Source organism: Thalassospira sp. CH_XMU1458, assembly GCF_037027205.1.
GTDB lineage: Bacteria > Pseudomonadota > Alphaproteobacteria > Rhodospirillales > Thalassospiraceae > Thalassospira > Thalassospira tepidiphila.
On record NZ_JAYMDW010000001.1, the window covers coordinates 806,933 to 824,393 of the forward strand.

General features: G+C 54.7%; 13 protein-coding genes and 1 tRNA gene. 9 read left to right on the forward strand and 5 right to left on the reverse strand.

From position 1 onward, the window contains the following. Positions 1-14: 14 nt before the first annotated feature. On the reverse strand, positions 15-1,121 hold the full coding sequence (locus WBY09_RS03665; RefSeq protein ID WP_336232021.1) for a hypothetical protein: 1,107 nt from the start codon (positions 1,119-1,121) through the stop codon (positions 15-17). A gap of 335 nt (positions 1,122-1,456) precedes the next feature. On the opposite strand from WBY09_RS03665, the gene secA reads away from it, so the two are divergent. Beyond that, positions 1,457-4,165: a preprotein translocase subunit SecA gene (secA, locus tag WBY09_RS03670; RefSeq protein ID WP_336232023.1), complete on the forward strand. Its 2,709-nt coding sequence runs from the start codon at positions 1,457-1,459 to the stop codon at positions 4,163-4,165. 60 nt (positions 4,166-4,225) lie between these two features. On the opposite strand, the gene WBY09_RS03675 is transcribed toward secA, so the two are convergent. After that, on the reverse strand, positions 4,226-5,083 hold the full coding sequence (locus tag WBY09_RS03675; RefSeq protein WP_336232024.1) for an alpha/beta hydrolase: 858 nt from the start codon (positions 5,081-5,083) through the stop codon (positions 4,226-4,228). A 266-nt stretch (positions 5,084-5,349) separates the two neighbouring features. On the opposite strand from WBY09_RS03675, the gene WBY09_RS03680 reads away from it, so the two are divergent. The 5 genes from WBY09_RS03680 to WBY09_RS03700 all read left to right on the forward strand — a co-directional run bounded on the left by WBY09_RS03680 (position 5,350) and on the right by WBY09_RS03700 (position 11,096). Further along, entirely contained in the window at positions 5,350-7,392 is a 2,043-nt protein-coding gene (locus WBY09_RS03680; protein ID WP_336232025.1) for an O-linked N-acetylglucosamine transferase, SPINDLY family protein, read from the forward strand. A 39-nt stretch (positions 7,393-7,431) separates the two neighbouring features. Then, entirely contained in the window at positions 7,432-9,318 is a 1,887-nt protein-coding gene (locus WBY09_RS03685) for an O-linked N-acetylglucosamine transferase, SPINDLY family protein (protein WP_336232026.1), read from the forward strand. Between the two features lie 84 nt (positions 9,319-9,402). Then, positions 9,403-9,834 carry an 8-oxo-dGTP diphosphatase MutT gene (gene mutT, locus WBY09_RS03690; protein WP_063088498.1) on the forward strand — a complete coding sequence of 144 codons (432 nt, stop codon included), beginning with the start codon at positions 9,403-9,405 and terminating at the stop codon, positions 9,832-9,834. A gap of 62 nt (positions 9,835-9,896) precedes the next feature. Then, entirely contained in the window at positions 9,897-10,658 is a 762-nt protein-coding gene (locus WBY09_RS03695) for a competence/damage-inducible protein A (protein WP_414716649.1), read from the forward strand. A gap of 93 nt (positions 10,659-10,751) precedes the next feature. Then, positions 10,752-11,096, forward strand: coding sequence for a hypothetical protein (locus WBY09_RS03700; protein ID WP_336232027.1), 345 nt, complete (start codon positions 10,752-10,754; stop codon positions 11,094-11,096). 47 nt (positions 11,097-11,143) lie between these two features. Here WBY09_RS03700 and WBY09_RS03705 read toward each other — a convergent pair whose 3' ends face one another. The 3 genes from WBY09_RS03705 to WBY09_RS03715 form a co-directional block, all read right to left on the reverse strand. Beyond that, positions 11,144-11,398, reverse strand: coding sequence for a hypothetical protein (locus WBY09_RS03705; protein ID WP_008888363.1), 255 nt, complete (start codon positions 11,396-11,398; stop codon positions 11,144-11,146). A 36-nt stretch (positions 11,399-11,434) separates the two neighbouring features. Continuing rightward, positions 11,435-12,121 (reverse strand): 5,6-dimethylbenzimidazole synthase, encoded by a 687-nt coding sequence (gene bluB, locus WBY09_RS03710; protein WP_082923349.1) that lies wholly within the window; start codon positions 12,119-12,121, stop codon positions 11,435-11,437. Between the two features lie 135 nt (positions 12,122-12,256). Further along, positions 12,257-13,660: an autotransporter domain-containing protein gene (locus WBY09_RS03715; protein ID WP_143588674.1), complete on the reverse strand. Its 1,404-nt coding sequence runs from the start codon at positions 13,658-13,660 to the stop codon at positions 12,257-12,259. 200 nt (positions 13,661-13,860) lie between these two features. Here WBY09_RS03715 and WBY09_RS03720 point away from each other — a divergent pair. The 3 genes from WBY09_RS03720 (at position 13,861) to WBY09_RS03730 (ending at position 17,447) form a co-directional block, all read left to right on the forward strand. Beyond that, positions 13,861-13,947: transfer RNA gene (locus WBY09_RS03720), tRNA-Leu, on the forward strand. A gap of 295 nt (positions 13,948-14,242) precedes the next feature. Beyond that, positions 14,243-16,984 carry a cation-transporting P-type ATPase gene (locus tag WBY09_RS03725; protein WP_336232028.1) on the forward strand — a complete coding sequence of 914 codons (2,742 nt, stop codon included), beginning with the start codon at positions 14,243-14,245 and terminating at the stop codon, positions 16,982-16,984. 70 nt (positions 16,985-17,054) lie between these two features. Further along, on the forward strand, positions 17,055-17,447 hold the full coding sequence (locus WBY09_RS03730) for a hypothetical protein (RefSeq protein WP_008888359.1): 393 nt from the start codon (positions 17,055-17,057) through the stop codon (positions 17,445-17,447). Positions 17,448-17,461 lie beyond the last annotated feature (14 nt).

Here is a 17,461-nt window from a genome sequence, read left to right on the forward strand (position 1 = left end):
ACATCCCGTCGCAGTTAAATCAGAACATCCTGTTCCTGTGTCGGGTCAGTGACGGGCACGGTTTCACCATTCGGGAACGTGAAGGTGGCCTTGCCATCATCCTGACCAAAGAGACCCATCGGCATCATCATATCAACGGTAAGCTGAAGCGGACCGGCACCCTCGCCAGTACCGTCAACCGGCTGATTGATGCTGCGCACGATCAGGGTTGCCTGTTCCATGAACTGTTCGGTGATCTGGGCATTGAGGGCCGCCATCCGTTCCGCCGCAAGCGCCTGACCATTGGTCTGCGCAGCACCGGCTGAGTCGCCTTCTTCGGACGTATCGTCAGAACCGACTGTTGCATTCATCAGTTCACGAATGAATTCAGCGACTCCGTTGTCATTGATATCAAACAGAAGTCCGCCATTCTCGGCACTGGCCGGGTTGCCCAGCATATCCACAAGCGACCCGCCACCCAGTCCATCCATAACCGCGCCAAGTGCGCCAAGGGCTGCACCGGCACTGTTGCCAATTGCGATGGCTTCGGTGCGGACAACTTCGATCTTGGCAGCCTCGTAATTAAACGAGAACTCACCGGTTTCGTTGTTGATGCTGATATCAAGCGACTGGACCGCCATCATGGCGGATTCCGATACGCCAACCGCCGCACCATTGGCCCCGGCATATGAAATCGCGGTTTTGCTGTGGCTGGCGATTGCCTGATCAAAGGAAAACTCGAATTGATCCTGCCCGCTGGCAGCATCGCGAATGCCCGTGAACATGGCCTCGGTCGCGACAATCGCTTCTTGTTCGGACATGCCCGACAGTGCAAACATTTCCTCGACACTGCCGCGAATCATCTCAAGCGACGCATCAAGGGCGCGTTCAAACAGTTCTTCGGTTGTCAGGGACTTGTTCGACAGCGATTTGCCTGCCGCAGGGGCAAGCTTCTGGCTGTCATTATGTGCGGCAAGCGCATCGTCTGACAACGCAACCGGATCAACCTGATTGCGGGCATCAGTTCGCGCCTGTGCGGCTGTGTCACCGGCATCGGGATTGCTTTTTGAAATGGGCTGACGCGCATCCTGAAGGGCGGACTGACCCTGACGAAATGGATTAAGCGCTGAGAAATCGACCATAATCCTCCTCCTGAGGATGTGATTTGGCAGCGCTTTCGGGGCAACCCTGCGTGCCAAAACGAGCTACATGCTCTGTTAGGGTTTAAAACTATTAGGCGAATGGTACGCCGATTTCTCGCATTTCTCAAGCAAGAAGGGATCAACAGCAAAAAACGAAAACGTGAAACCGTCCGAATCTGTCCGGAGACTGCGGTGAAAACCGGTAATTTTCAGCCCAACATTAGCGATATTGGCTCGTTCCGTTGACAGATGGCAGGCAGGGTTCTATCTGTGATCGGGCTCCGCTTTCTGTCGGGCCTCATTGTGTCTTAATTTATTTGTTCAGGAACGTATTAATGCTCGGCGCTATTGCCCGGAAAATTTTCGGTTCAGCTAACGATCGTGAAGTCAAAGCCCTGCGGGCCACGGTCGAGCAAATCAATGCCCTGGAACCCGAAGTCGAAAAGCTTACTGATGACGAACTGCGCGCCCGGACCGATTGGCTGCGCGAACGTCTCAAGAATGGCGAGACTCTGACAGATATCCTTCCTGATACCTTTGCCACCATCCGCGAGGCGTCCAAACGCGTCCGTGGCGAACGTCATTATGATGTGCAGCTTCTGGGTGGCATGGTTCTGACATCTGGCAAAATCGCCGAGATGAAAACCGGTGAAGGTAAAACTCTCGTTTCGACCCTTCCGGTTTATCTGAACGCGCTTGAAGGCAAGGGCGTTCATGTTGTGACGGTCAACGACTATCTGGCAAGTCGTGACGCCGAATGGATGGGCGAGGTTTATGGCTTCCTTGGTTTGACCGTGGGCGTGATCATGCATGGCATGACCGATGATCAGCGCCGTGCGGCTTATGCCTGTGACATCACCTATGCCACCAATAACGAGCTCGGCTTTGATTATCTGCGCGATAACATGAAGTTCCGTCTCGAAGACATGGTGCAGCGCCCGTTCAACTTTGCGATCGTCGATGAAGTCGACTCGATCCTGATTGACGAAGCCCGTACCCCGCTGATCATATCCGGCCCTGCCGAAGACAGCTCCGAACTTTACCGCTCGATTGATGCGCTGATCCCGAAACTGATCGAAGAAGACTTCGAAAAGGACGAAAAGGCGCGCGCGGTTACCCTGACCGAAGAAGGCACCGAACACGCCGAACAGCTTCTGATGGAAATGGGCATCCTGACCGAAGGCACGCTTTACGACGTTGCCAACGTTCATCTGGTCCATCACGTCAATCAGGCGCTGCGTGCGCACAAGCTGTTCCAGAAAGACACCGACTATATCGTCAAGGACGACAAGGTCGTCATCATTGATGAATTTACCGGTCGTATGATGGAAGGCCGCCGCTATTCCGATGGCCTGCATCAGGCACTCGAAGCCAAGGAAAAGGTCAAGATCCAGAACGAAAACCAGACTCTGGCCTCGATCACTTTCCAGAACTATTTCCGTCTCTATCCGACCCTTGCCGGGATGACCGGTACGGCAATGACTGAGGCCGAAGAATTCGAGGAAATCTACAATCTTCAGGTTGTCGAAATCCCGACCCATCGCCCGATTGCCCGTAAAGATGCCGATGACGAGATCTATCGCACCGCCAATGAAAAGTGGATTGCGATCTCCGAACAGCTTGAGGATTGCCACAAGCGCGGCCAGCCGGCGCTTGTCGGGACGGTCTCGATCGAGAAATCGGAAATTCTGTCCGATCTTCTGAAAAAGAAGAAAATCCCGCACGAAGTTCTCAACGCCAAGCAGCATGAACGCGAAGCCTTGATCGTGGCCCAGGCCGGTGCGCCGGGTGCGATCACGATTGCAACCAACATGGCCGGTCGTGGTACTGACATCAAACTTGGTGGCAACGTTGAAATGCGCGTTGAACACGAACTGGCCAATGTCACTGACGAAGCCAAACGTGCCGCCGCGATCGAGAAAATCAAGGCAGAAGTCAAAGCCGATCAGGAAAAGGTTCTCGCCGCTGGTGGTCTGTTTGTGATCGGGACCGAACGCCATGAATCACGTCGTGTAGATAACCAGCTGCGTGGTCGTTCCGGCCGTCAGGGTGACCCGGGTGGATCGAAATTCTATCTTTCGCTTGAAGATGACCTGATGCGCATCTTCGGGTCCGAGCGCATGGACGGCATGCTGCAGAAACTTGGTTTGCAGGAAGGTGAAGCAATTTACCATCCGTGGATCAACAAGGCGCTTGAGAAAGCCCAGCAGAAGGTCGAGGCACGCAACTTCGACATTCGTAAGAACGTGCTGAAATTTGACGATGTCATGAATGACCAGCGTAAGGTCGTCTATGAACAGCGCCGCGATCTGATGCAGGCCAAGAACGTTGCCGAAGACGTTGCTGACATGCGCGCCGAAGTTATCGAAGACATGGTCGACAAATACTGCCCGGCCAAGGTCTATCCCGAGCAGTGGGAAGCCGCCAGCCTGCACGAAGAAGTTACCCGTCTTCTGGGCCTTGATCTGCCGATTTCTGATTGGGTCAAGGAAGAGGGCATCGATCAGGAAGTCATGCGCGAACGCCTTGAAAAGGCATCGGATGCGAAAATGGCGGCCAAGGTTGCCAACTATGGTGCTGACATCATGCGCCAGGTTGAAAAAAGCCTCGTGCTGCAGCTTCTTGATCAGTCGTGGAAAGAGCATCTTCTTGCCCTTGATCACCTCCGTCAGGGCATTGGTCTTCGCGCCTATGGTCAGCGCGACCCGCTCAATGAGTTCAAGCGCGAAGCCTTCAACATGTTTGAAGCCATGCTGGTTTCCTTGCGTGAACGCGTGACCCAGATGCTGTCGCATGTCGAACTGCAATCGACCCCGCGCCCCGAAGACCTCGAAGCACCCCGCCGTCCGCAACAGGAAATGCGCGAAAACCGCGACGAACTTGAAGCAACCGAGCAGGGTGTCGATACCGCAACCGTGCAGTCGCGTCAGCCGGGCAATTTCGATCCCAACGATCCGTCGACCTGGGGTCGTGTGGCGCGTAACCAGGCCTGCCCGTGCGGATCTGGCAAGAAATACAAACATTGCCACGGTCAGCTGAACTGATCGGATTGGCCATGGATTAAAGAAAAAGCGCGCTCCTTCGGGATGCGCGCTTTTTCTTTGTCAGTTGCTTGCCGTCAGGGCCTTGGTTGGCAGGTGGCTTTGCAGGAACTGTTTGACCGGACCCAACACCGCATCATCGGTTGTCAGATAAAACCCAAGCGCAATCAGGGTTCCGGCATGACCCGTTTCGGGAACTTCGACAAGTTTTGCATTCGGGGCCAGCTCGGCAAGCTTCCTCGAATTGCGCGGTAAAACCGTGTGATCACGGGTGCCCGTAATCAACAAAAGCGGTGGCATATGTGCAAGATCCATCTCGACTGGCTGGCTCTGATTGGCCGGTGTCTCGCCAAAAGCATTCCGGGTGGCCGCAACATCATAGGGATAAAAATCATACGGGCCAGACAACCCGATGATGCCGGAAATGTCATCGGCATCAAGCCCGACAGCTTGCAGATATTGCTGGTCTGCAACCAGCTGAACGGCGTTATAGGCCCCGGCGGAATGACCGGCCAACATAATCGGGACATCCTTGATCTCATTGGGGTTTTGCCCGGCATAGCTTTTCATAAAGGCAATCGCAGACGCCCCGTCCTCGATAAAGTCCGGAAAACGAACATCGGGGACCAATCGGTAATCATGGATCGCGACCGCATAGCCAAATTCGGTAAAACGTTTGGCAATAAAGGCGTACTTGCCGCGATCACCAGAATCCCATGACCCACCATAAAACCAGATCACAAGTGGGGCGGGCTGAAGGGACGGATCGGGCAGATAAAGATCCACAACCTGCCGCTCATCCGGCCCATAGGAAAGTGCCGCGATATCAGGTTCTAAATCACCCGCCTGCCAGTGATTATAAGCACCAAGTTTGTCACATCCGGCCAGAAGCACCATTGCGACAATGGAATTGGTCGTCATGCTCAGAAACTTTTTGGGAAACATTCGGGGTGCCGATCTATGCAAAAATTATCGTTTATATAGTCAATACGTTAGCGCACTGAATTCCGTTTAAAACAATCAAATGGATGTTTGCGCTGACGACACCGGCAATGTCCCCGGATTTTGACAATCCAGACCTATAAAGCAGCACGTCGCATGTGTATTGTTGGGATGTATTTATTAGTCCTTAATTGCCTGCTCCCTAGACTTTCCGGGCAAAGTTCAAATTCGGAGATCCCGTCAAAGTGTCCTCATTCGATCAACTGTCCAAACGCGCAAAAAAGCTCGAAAATCAGGGCCAGATTGACGAAGCGATCAAGCTGTACGAACAGTTTCTTCAGGATTTCCCGAAAAACACACGCGCAAAGGCGGCTCTTGAAAAGCTTCGTGATGCCGCTTCTGGGAAAGGTGTTTCTGCACAACAGGCTTTCATGAAAGCCTCGCAGCTGATTGAGCGGGGTGGGTTTGCAAGGGCGATTGAACTTGCAAAGCAACTTGTCGAAAGTGCTCCGGAAAATGCTCAGGTGTGGAACCTTTTGGGGTTTGCCTACGCTAAGGATCAAAAACCGGTAGAAGCAGAAAAATGCCTGCGCAAGGCTATTGAGCTCGACAAAAACTTTGCTGCCGCTTGGGTTAATATTGCAAACCTGTTTTCATCCCAAAAGAAATTTGGCCTAGCGCTGCAAGCCTTTCAAAACGCCAGCTATCTTCAGGCCCAAAACGCCAACATTTTGAATAGTTGCGCGACCGTTCTGATGGAAATGCAGCGTTTTGACGAAGCCGAAAGATTCTGCGTGCAGGCGATTACCAACGACCCAAATTTAGCGGATGCATACCATAATCTTGCCGTCATTCTATATCGAAACAAAAAACGTGCTGCTGCTAAACAAGCATTTGAAAAAGTTGCTAAACTTCATCCAAGTAGTATGTCGGCACTGTCTGACTTTTTGTATGCACGTGCGCAAATTTGTGACTGGTCTCTTCTTGCTCCCGAATTTCAAAACGTAAAGGCGATCGGCAATCCGGGGAACTGTGTTTCGCCGTTTTCCTTATTGCATTTTGAAGACGACCCATACGCGCAGAAAAAGCGTTCAGAGAACAGAGCAGGGGAACTGGCCGTACGCGATAGTTTCCCGCAATTCCGGCGACCGGGGTCCCGTCCGCAGAAACTGAAAATCGGTTATTTTTCGGCGGACTTTCACAATCATGCGACGCTTTCCCTGATGATGGGGCTTTTCAGGGACCACGATAAAAGCCGCTTTGAAATCCACACCTACAGTTATGGCGGTGTCACAGATGGCTGGCGTCGCGCTCAGTTGCAAAAACTGGTCGATAGAAACTGGGATGTCCGTAATTTTTCGGACCGGGAAATCGTTCAGCATGCGCGTGGCCAAGGGATCGATATTGCGATTGATCTAAAGGGCTACACACAATCAGGGCGGCCACAGCTATTTGCCTATCGGATGGCGCCAATTCAGATTAACTATGTTGGTTATCCGGGGACTCTGGGGGCCAATTACATCGACTATCTGATCGCAGACCACACCATCATCCCCGACGAATACAAGAATGCCTATTCCGAAAAAATCATCTACATGCCGCATTGCTATCAACCCAATGACGGCGGCCGGGAGTTCCCGGAAAACACGCAAACACGCACCGAGCTGGGCTTGCCCGAAGACGGCTTCGTCTTCTGTTCATTCAATGCCAACTACAAGATTTCGCCGCGTGAATTCGATATCTGGATGCGCTTGCTTAAGAAGGTAGATGGTTCTGTCCTGTGGCTGTTCGAAGGCAGCGAGGACGCAATGCTCAACCTTCGCAAGGAAGCCGGAAATCGCGGCGTGGATCCTGCCCGCCTTGTCTTTGCCGGTTTCTTGCCCGAGGAACAACACCTCGCCCGTCACAAGCATGCCGACCTGTTCCTGGATACCTTTAATGTGAATGCTCATACCACGGCAAGTGACGCGCTTTGGACCGGGTTGCCGCTTGTAACTCTTCCCGGAAAACAATTTGCCGCCCGGGTGGCCGCAAGTGTTCTAAAGGCGGCAAACCTGCCCGAACTGATTGCCAAATCCGGAGAAGAGTACGAGGCAATTGCCCTTGATCTGGCTTTGCACCCGGAAAAGACCGCTGCAATGAAGGCAAAGGTCAAAGAAAACGTCAAAGCCTGTCCGCTGTTTGATACCAAGTCATATACCCTTGATCTGGAGCGGGGCTATGACGCAGCCTATGAGCGCTATCTCCGCCAACAGGCGCCGTGGGACATTGACCTTGTCAGCCAATAACGTGATGGCGAATTTTGCACCGGGAATGAGGAAGCAGTTTTGAGCATTGCGGTGGAACAGGTGGTGTCACGTGCAAAAAAGGCGATGGCGAATAATCAGCCGGATCTGGCCATTTCCATGTGCGAAGAATTTCTGCAAACCCAACCCGACGCGTTTGTGCTCTGGGATGTTTTGGCAAACGCCCATTTCCTCAAAAAGGATAACGGGCAGGCAGCAATATGTTTCGAGAAGGTTGTCGAACTTGCGCCGCAAAACCCCAAGTCTCATCAAAATCTTGGCGTGTTTTATCAAAGCATCGGCAAGTTCAACGAAGCACTTCAATGCTATCAGCGCGCGGCAAGTTGCGACGCCAACTATGCCCCGGCCTATAATGGAGCCGGCATTGTCCTGATGACAGTTGGGCAGCTTGATACTGCCCAGCAGTATTTTGCCAAGGCGCTTCAGCTCGACCCGCAATTCGCCGACGCCTATAGCAACTTGGCCAATGTGTTTTTTAGCAAGGGACAATTACCCGCAGCAGCCCAAAGCTACGCCAAGGCCAATGCTCTGAACCCGGATCTGAAAAGTGCCGTGGCAAACCGGTTCTATAGTTTGGCGATGATGTGCGATTGGTCCTGGCTTGATGCCTTTTCGCGTGTCGCCAAGACACTGGGAATCGAGGGCGAAGAAGTAACACCATTTTCGCTGCTACCCCTTGAAGACGCGCCGGAAAGGCAATTGGCCCGATGTCAAAAATTTGTCTCGGCCAAATTCGGGCAAGGGGCGACGTGGCAAGGCGGCGTTCCATCAGCGCGCCCGGCGAAGTTGCGTATCGGCTATTTTTCAGCCGACTTCCATGACCATGCGACACTATCGCTGATGATGGGGCTTCTCCGAAATCATGATCACGACAAATTCGAAATTCATGGCTTCTCATATGGGGTGGTGAAGGAAAGCCGGAGCCTTGATGAGGCGATAAACTATTTTGATAGTTTCTCAGATGTCTCGGGTTCCTCGGACGAGGCGATTGTGCAGCTCGCGCGTGAAAAGAATATCGATATTGCCATCGACCTTAAGGGCCACACGCGGATGGGGCGGATTGGTATCTTTGCCCGGCGCATCGCCCCGGTTCAGATCAATTATCTTGGCAATCCGGGCTCCATCGGGGCTGACTTCATCGAATATATGATTATTGATAAGGTCACAGTGCCTGAAACGCACAAAAAGTATTTGTCTGAAAAGCCGATCTATCTGCCAAATTGCTATCAGCCCAATGATGACCAACGCCGCATCCCGGAGACGAACACAACGCGCAAGGATTTCGGCCTTCCAGAAACCGGCTTTGTATTCTGTAGTTTCAACAACACCTACAAGATAACCCCGCGGGAATTTGATATCTGGATGCGGCTTCTGAGTAAGGTTGAGGGCTCGGTTCTTTGGTTGTTCAAGGGCAACGATTACGCCGCCGAAAACCTGCGCAAGGAAGCGCAAAAGCGCGGCATTGATCCCGATCGTTTGGTCTTTGCCGACAAGATGCCGGAACCGGAACATCTCGCACGGCACAAGCATGCAGACCTGTTGCTTGATACCTTTAATGTCAACGCGCACACGACGGCGAGTGATGCGCTTTGGGCAGGCTTGCCACTTGTGACCTTGCCCGGAGAGCAATTTGCCGCTCGTGTGGCGGCCAGCATTTTGACGGCAGCCAATCTGTCTGAGCTGATTGCCAAGGATGAAGCGGACTATGAAGCCATTGCACTGGATCTGGCGCTTCATCCCGAAAAGACCGCAGCCTTGAAGCAGAAATTACAGGAACAGATCAAGACCTGTCCGCTGTTTGACACGGTTACCTACACACGAGACATCGAAGCTGCATTCGAAGCCGCATATGCCCGATACCTTAAGGGCCTTGCACCCGATGACATTGATCTGACCCGCGCAAAGTGACCCTCGATGTTTTCTGCACTTGGCGAAGGTTTGATGGCGCGATAAAACAGTGCCATGACAATACAACAACCAGATAAAGGCTGCATGTCGGTTGACCTGCGCCAGGGCAAAATCCCGGAAAAAACCGTGTTCGTCAGTGCGGTCGCGCTGGTCGATATCGATCACCGTGTGCTGATCGCCCAGCGTCCCGAAGGTAAATCTATGGCCGGTCTGTGGGAATTCCCCGGCGGCAAGGTCGAGGCGGGTGAAACCCCCGAAATGGCGCTGGTGCGTGAGCTCAAGGAAGAGCTTGGTATTGATATCACCGAAAGCTGCCTGGCACCCTTTACCTTTGCGTCCTTCACCTATGACGATTTCCATCTGATGATGCCACTTTATCTGTGTCGCGTCTGGAAGGGGGAAATCACCCCGATGGAAGGCCAGCAGGTGAAATGGGTGCGCCCGGTCCGTCTGGGGGATTATCCGATGCCGCCGGCCGATGTGCCGCTTGTTGCAATGCTACGTGATTTTCTGTGAGCCATCTGCGCGTTTGTGGCGTATGAGATCGCGCATTGAAGTTTGAATGATGTTGTGGGGATATGATGTCTGATCCGGTCCGTGCCTGTCTGATTATTATCGGCAATGAAATCCTGTCTGGCCGCACCCATGACAAGAACCTGCCCTATCTGGCAGAGGAACTGAATGCGCTTGGTGTCCGCCTGGCCGAAACCCGCGTCATTCCCGATATTGAAGCCACCATCATCCAAACCGTGAATGAATGCCGGGCAAAATTCGATTACGTCTTTACCACCGGCGGTATTGGCCCGACCCACGATGACATCACATCGGAATGTGTTGCCAAGGCATTCGGGGTGGCGATTGAACTCAATGCAGACGCCCATGACTTGCTTAAAAGCCATTATGAAAACCCCGAAGACCTCAATGAAGCGCGCCTGCGTATGGCACGCATTCCGGTCGGGGCGGAGCTGATCCAGAACCCGATTTCCAAGGCGCCGGGCTTCCGCATGGAAAACGTCTATGTCATGGCCGGTGTGCCGATGATCATGCAGGCCATGTTCCAGGGCATCAAACATCAGCTGATCGGCGGCAAACCGATGGTATCGCGCTCTGTCGGCGGCTATATCCCCGAAGGCACGATCGCCAAGGTGTTGGGCGAAATTCAGGCCGATTTCCCGGAAACCGACATCGGATCCTATCCGTTCCTGCGTGAAGGAAAGCTTGGCACTACGCTTGTCGTGCGCGGGGAGAGTGCCGATGACGTCAATCAGGCATCTGATCGCATTCGCCTTGCCATCATCGAAGGCGGCAAGGACGTGATCGAGGATACCGGTGCTGTCTGATTGCCTTGCCCAGTGGCCTTGAATTGCGTTTGATCAAGGTAATGTCTTCGGGGCTGTGTCTAGAATTGTTCTGACCTTTTACGGGAAGACAGCATGACCGATCAGAACCATGATCCGCAAAATGACGCGCGCAACAGTCAGGCCGCTCGCGAAGCCCGGTCGATTGTGAAATTCATGATCGAACACACAGCTTACGGCGGGTTTGGCGCGCTGGTGTTCGGGGCGTTGGTTCTGTATTTCGATATTGGCGGGATTTACAGTCTTGCGACGTCATCGCGTGATGCGCCGATTTTTATCTTCTTGTTGTTTTTCGGCCTGTTTGTGACCTTTGGCAGCATCAGTCTGGGCATCGGAATCATGACACTTGGCGGCTTTTCCGATGATGACCGCTATCGCGATGAACGGACGCGTAACCGCAATTCAGATGACAGAAAATAAAAAAGGCGCCGTTTTGTGGCGCCTTTCTGGAACGGTGAACACCTGCCTTATGGCCGGTCCGCACCGGATTTCTTGGCGATCACGCGCGCAACCAGCATCCCGATGATCCAGCCCGCCAACGGCACGATGAAAATGTAATCAAACAACGGGTGGCTCGAATCCCCGCCCGACGCCGCCAGAATGATCCCGACCCAACCCGCGGTCAGAAGATAACCCATGATCTTGAAATAGACCCCGTTCGACAGCCCCTTTTTTTGCGGTGGCTGTTCGGGATTGTTCGGTTGGCTTGGTTCGCCAGACATTCGGTATTCCTTGCGTTCTGAAATATGTTTTGGCAATCAGCGTTCAAGTGTCAGCGCATCGGGATCAATGCGATCCTGCCAGCCTTCGCGGACCAGTTCGGGCACGACGTGATCTTCTTCGGGATATCCGATACACAGATAGGCAATGAGGCGCCAATGGTCTGGCACATCAAGTGTCTTGCCAACCACATCGGGCTCAAGGATCGAAACCCAGCCAACCCCGATGCCCTTCACACGTGCCGCCAGCCACAGCAACTGCACGGCGGCGACCGCAGAATAATCAAGCATCTCAGGCATGGTCTTGCGCCCAAGGCCCATGCCTGCTTCGGTTTCTTCGTCGGCAAACACGGCCAACTGTACCGGGGCCTGATCCATGCCCTGAAGCTTCAGCGACGCATAAAGCTTGGCGCGTTCACCGTGATAGTCATTAAGTGCTTCATTGTTGGCGCGTTCGAAACTGTCGCGGATCGATTTGCGGCGTTTCGGGTCATTGACCTTCACAAAGCGCCATGGCTGGCAATTGCCGACTGAGGGCGCCAGACAGGCTTCCTTGATCAGATCGTCGATATCGCCTTTAGGGATCGGGTCGGTGCGAAAACGCCGGACATCGCGCCGCCAGAGCAAAAGATTGATGAACTGCTTTTGAAAGGCCTGGTCAAAAACCGGCGGCGTCAGGTCCGTTTCCGGGGCGCTGTTTGTGGCAATCTGATCTGGTTTGGTCATGGCGCGGGCCTGATGAAATGCGAGGTAAATCTCAATTGTTTTGCACCCTACCCGTCAGCGTCGCTATCGCCAATAGCAAGATGATCTCATCGATCCATCACAGCTGATTTTTGCGCACCATGCGCGTGCGTAAGCCTAGAACGGCACATCTATGGTCAGAAAACCGGTATAGTTGCCGTGCGAGACTTCATAACTCAGTTTTCGCCGCAACTCGAAACTGACACTGGCGGGGAAACTGCCCCATTGCTGGGTAATACCACCCCCAGTATCAAGATAAAGATTGGTGCTTTCAATGCTGACAAACGGCTCAAGCGTCATGGAGGACTGTGCGACATCATGGATCAGGGAAAACTCCGATCGAATGCCGGTAATGTCCTCAGACCCGGTGGCGATGTCGCGAAACCCCTGAATGCTGAGATCAAAACTCAGCGGGTCATAGGCATAATCCGCCCCGGCATAATAGCGCGTCGATCCGCTGCGCCCGTAATTCTGGTTCAGAAGCGATATGGTCTCGTCCTGCCCGGCAAACGGAATGATTTCATGATTGCCAAAGCCAAGGCGATAGCGCGCCTCGACCGAGGCATCAAAAAGTTGCGTGGTCGCAATGCTTCCAGGCACAAGTCCGCCACTGGTGGCGCGCGCCGCATCAACATATTCGCGCGCGGTGGTGATGTCGCCATCAAGCTGGATGCGCAGCGGCACCGCGCCAAACTCATAGTCGGTGCCAAAGCCGATGCTGTTTGAAATGCTGGTGCTGTCAAGCCGTTCGGCATAGCGCAGATTATCTGGCACCGGGCCAATCGGGGATTGGCGGATGGTGCTTTGGCCAAGGCTGATGCTGCCACGCAGGTTAAACCAGTCTGTTACCCGCGAGACGAAATAGGGCGACAGGGCAAGATTGTTCTCGCGATAACCCAATTGCCGGGTGCCGGATTCGCCAACCGTGCTGCCCCAGCCAACCCCGATGCCAAGCACAAGCCCGTCATCAATCAGATAATCCACACCGCTATCAATCGAGATGGTGTCGCCACTGAGGCCCGGATCATAGCCCGACCCGGTGATACGGTTTTCAAGTTCTGAATGATTACCCGCAAGCCAGATACTGATCGGTGCATGCACGCTGCGCGATTGGGTCGGGAACGTCCCCGCCGCACTATCAAGGTCAAGCTTGCGCGCAAGCGATGAAAGCGCATTGCGCCCGGCCAGAATTTCGCTGGGCGTTGGTGTGCCCATGCCAAATTGCAGATGTTCGGTGGCCTGTTGCGGCGGGGAGAGGAAGCCATCAAACAACAAGGGCGCGACCCGACTGTCATAAAGATCTTCGTCCATCTTGTCATACAGGCGGTTCATGTGGCGCTGCTGATTTGCGGTCCGGGTGGTTGTCTTGTTACGCAATACCGGTGCATCAGGCCGTGCGGCATCATCGCGGGCAAAGGCCTGCGGTATTATGGGCGGCTGGCTTATCTCCCGTCGAAGGATATAGGTAACGGCCGCCAGACAGACCGTGGCAATCACGGCAGCTTGAAAACGCCTGTGCATCTGACTTTAAACGTGACTGTTTGGGTCAGTGGTCCAGCATGACAGACGAAAATGCACGGAATATGGAGAAACACGGGCAGTTCTGCCCCATTGCTGTTTAGCTGCGCAAAGGTGCCGATTAGCGCCAATAGAATGTTGCGTCAAAAACCAAGCCGCGCTAGAACGCTTTGCACCGGCTTTGGCCGGTTCCAACGCGCGTCGCGGGCGTGGCGAAATTGGTAAACGCAGCGGACTTAAAATCCGTCAGCCCTAAGGCTTTGCCGGTTCAAGTCCGGCCGCCCGCACCAGCGCATCGGCAAACGGACCCTGTTTAAGGTCCCGGCATCAAATTGCCGAATTCCTGTCATCAAATCCTCTGCTTTGTATTTCATCCTGTGAGCATCCCGGCACAGGTTTGCTGTGGATGTTGTTTTATCCCCAATGCAGGAGAATGAAGATGGTTCACTTGATTGCCATTGGTGTCATTGCCGCCGCCGCACTGGTCGTAACGTGATGATCAACCGGTGACTTCTTGTATGAGATGCTGCAGTGCGATAGGATCTGTGATGTGCGTATTCACGCCATCAACAGGCCAGCATCGCCATGAACAAAGTCGCTGCCAAATCCACAGAACTTTCGGGCGTACCGATCCAGCAGGACGGCGCATGGCACGCACTACCCGCCGATCAGGCCCTTGAGGCTTTCCAAACAAGCCCGCAAGGCCTTGATGCAGGCCAAGCATCAGAACGTCTGGCGCAATATGGTCCCAACCGGCTTGATCCGCCGCGTCGGCGTGGGCCGCTGATCCGGTTTCTGGCCCAATTCAACAATGTGCTGATTTATGTCCTGCTGCTGGCGGCTGTCGTCACGGCGGCACTGGCGCATTGGGTCGACACGTCGGTCATTCTGGCGGTGGTGGTGATCAATGCCATCATCGGCTTTGTTCAGGAAGGCCGGGCCGAAAGCGCGCTTGAGGCAATCCGAAATATGCTGTCGCTTGCCGCCATCGTCGAGCGGGCCGGGCGTAAAATCGAAATCCCCGCCGAAGACGTCGTGCCCGGCGATATCATCCATCTGCAATCGGGTGACAAGGTCCCGGCTGATGTGCGTCTGATCCGGGTCAAGGGCCTGCAAATTCAGGAAGCCATCCTGACGGGCGAATCTATCCCCGTCGATAAGGCCGTGTCCCCCGTGGCCGCGGACGCGGCGCTTGGTGATCGTTTTTCCATGGCCTATTCCGGTACCATGGTCACCCACGGGCAGGGCTGCGGCGTGGTTGTTGCCACCGGGTCAAAAACCGAAATCGGCCGTATCAGCGCGCTTCTGTCCGAAGTCACCACCCTTACCACGCCGCTTCTGCGGCAAATGTCGACCTTCGGGCGTAAACTCAGTGCCGCCATCATGGCGGTCGCCTTTGTTACCTTTGCCATTGGTGTCTGGGTGCATGGGCGCGGGGCGGCTGAGATGTTTGTCGGTGCGGTCGCACTGGCCGTTGCCGCCATCCCCGAAGGCCTTCCGGCGATCATGACCATCGCCCTTGCCACCGGCGTGCAACGCATGGCCGCACGCCGCGCCATCATTCGCCGCCTGCCAGTGGTGGAGGCATTGGGATCGGTCAGCGTCATCTGCTCGGACAAGACCGGCACGCTGACGCGCAACGAAATGACGGTGCAGTCGCTCGCCACCGGCAAGCATCTTTATGCCGTCACCGGTACAGGATACCGCCCCGAAGGCGGCTTTGAACTTGATGGCAAGCCGGTCAAACTGGATGACCATCCGGGCCTGACCGAAATGGCGCGCGGGGCACTTTTGTGCAGTGACGCCGGTCTGCATGAAAGTGATGGTCAATGGTCGGTCGATGGCGATCCGACCGAAGGCGCGCTGGTTGCCCTTGCCATGAAGGCGGAACTGGAACCCGGCACCGAAAACCGTCAATTGCCGCGCCATGACGTCATCCCGTTTGAATCTGAACATCGTTTCATGGCGACCCTGCATCACCATGCAGAGGGGCATGGCTTTATCTATGTCAAAGGCGCGCCGGAACGCATTCTTGCCATGTGCAACTCTCAGGGCGGACCGGATTATCAGGAAGTCCTGGATCGTCCCTATTGGGAAGCCCGCATGCAGGAAATGGCAGAAAATGGCCAGCGGGTTCTCGCACTCGCCTTCCGCCCGACCCATAACGGCCATCACCAGCTGGTGTTTGATGACGTCAAACAGGATCTTGTGTTGATCGGCCTTTACGGATTGGTCGATCCACCGCGCGACGAAGCCATCGCCGCCGTTGCCAAATGTCGTGCAGCGGGCATCGCGGTTAAAATGATCACGGGCGATCATGCGATCACGGCGGGGGCCATTGCCCGGCAACTTGGCCTTGGTGATGGCGAACCTGTGGTAAGCGGCCACGAGCTTGACGGGCTTGATGATGACGCATTGCGCGCCGTCGCCCAAAAGTCCCATGTTTTCGCCCGCACCAGTCCCGAACACAAGCTGCGTCTCGTCAAGGCGCTGCAGGCAGAGGGTCACGTCGTTGCCATGACCGGCGACGGCGTTAATGATGCCCCGGCGCTCAAGCGCGCCGATGTTGGCGTTGCCATGGGCCAAAAGGGCAACGAGGCCGCCAAGGAAGCCGCCGAAATGGTTCTGGTCGATGACAATTTTGCATCGATCGCCGCCGCGGTCGAAGAAGGCCGAACGGTTTACGACAATCTGGTCAAATCGATCCTGTTCATCCTGCCCAGCAGCGGCGGGGAGGCGCTGACCATTGTCATGGCGCTGGCCTTGGGACAGTTGCTGCCCATCACCGCACCACAAATCCTGTGGGTTAATATGATCACGGCGGTGACGCTGGCCTTGGCTCTTGCGTTTGAGCCTTCTGAGCACAACGTCATGAAACGTCAACCGCGCCGACGCGATGCGCCGTTGCTATCGGGCTTTCTGATCTGGCGGACGATTTTTGTCTCGCTCATTCTCGTGGCCGGTGTGTACGGCGTGTTTGTCTGGTCCCAGAACCGTGGGGCGGACCTTGAAGTCTCGCGCACGGTCGCGGTCAACACGCTTGTGATGTTTGAACTGTTCTATCTGTTCAACGCGCGTTTCCTGACCGCATCGGCATTCAACAGACAAGGGCTTTTGGGCAGTCGGGCGGTGTTGATCGCGGTCGCACTGGTCGTGCTTTTCCAGCTGATCTACACCTATGCCCCGCCGATGCAGTATCTGTTTGAAAGCGTCGCCATCCCGCCGCTTGGCTGGGCGATGGCCGTCGGGGTCGGGTTCAGCGTCTTTGTGCTGGTCGAGATTGAAAAGGCTTGCCTGCGATACTGGCAGAAACGCAAGACAGGGTAATGTTTACCGGATGTAAAGCAGATGCCGCCTATCCATAACGCATCGCCGCAATCACGTGTCAGGCTGCCCTATGCCGTTACCAGACCAAGAAGACGAAGGCCCGCGCAAGAAGGAGCGGATTGGCAAATATGTCGCCCCCGAAGAGCGCGCAGCCAATATCGTCAAACAGCTTGATGAATTCCTCCGCAAGGGGCCGAGCAAGGGGCTGAAATATTCCCGTTGGCAGCAACTGGCCTGGTATGAGATCGTCGATGAAATCAAGCGCGCCGAAATGGCCCAGAAAAATCAGGACACCCTGACCAAGTCCGCCTTTCTCAGTCTGGCAATTGGCTTTGGGACGGTCGGCTTCTGGGGGCTGGTGCTGGTGGCGGGCAATGGCTTGGGCGCAATTGCCGCTGGCGTCATTGTGATTGCCGGTCTTGTTGTCTGGCGCGCCTTGTCCAAGGCAAAATGGTTCAAATAACAGCTCTATCACGC

Excerpts from the sequence above, each read along its gene's own strand:
- WBY09_RS03665 (WP_336232021.1), bottom strand. The coding sequence starts at position 1,121 with ATGGTCGATTTCTCAGCGCTTAATCCATTTCGTCAGGGTCAGTCCGCC.
- secA (WP_336232023.1), top strand. The coding sequence starts at position 1,457 with ATGCTCGGCGCTATTGCCCGGAAAATTTTCGGTTCAGCTAACGATCGT.
- WBY09_RS03675 (WP_336232024.1), bottom strand. The coding sequence starts at position 5,083 with ATGACGACCAATTCCATTGTCGCAATGGTGCTTCTGGCCGGATGTGAC.
- mutT (WP_063088498.1), top strand. The coding sequence starts at position 9,403 with ATGTCGGTTGACCTGCGCCAGGGCAAAATCCCGGAAAAAACCGTGTTC.
- WBY09_RS03695 (WP_414716649.1), top strand. The coding sequence starts at position 9,897 with ATGATGTCTGATCCGGTCCGTGCCTGTCTGATTATTATCGGCAATGAA.
- WBY09_RS03700 (WP_336232027.1), top strand. The coding sequence starts at position 10,752 with ATGACCGATCAGAACCATGATCCGCAAAATGACGCGCGCAACAGTCAG.
- WBY09_RS03705 (WP_008888363.1), bottom strand. The coding sequence starts at position 11,398 with ATGTCTGGCGAACCAAGCCAACCGAACAATCCCGAACAGCCACCGCAA.
- bluB (WP_082923349.1), bottom strand. The coding sequence starts at position 12,121 with ATGACCAAACCAGATCAGATTGCCACAAACAGCGCCCCGGAAACGGAC.
- WBY09_RS03715 (WP_143588674.1), bottom strand. The coding sequence starts at position 13,660 with ATGCACAGGCGTTTTCAAGCTGCCGTGATTGCCACGGTCTGTCTGGCG.
- WBY09_RS03725 (WP_336232028.1), top strand. The coding sequence starts at position 14,243 with ATGAACAAAGTCGCTGCCAAATCCACAGAACTTTCGGGCGTACCGATC.
- WBY09_RS03730 (WP_008888359.1), top strand. The coding sequence starts at position 17,055 with ATGCCGTTACCAGACCAAGAAGACGAAGGCCCGCGCAAGAAGGAGCGG.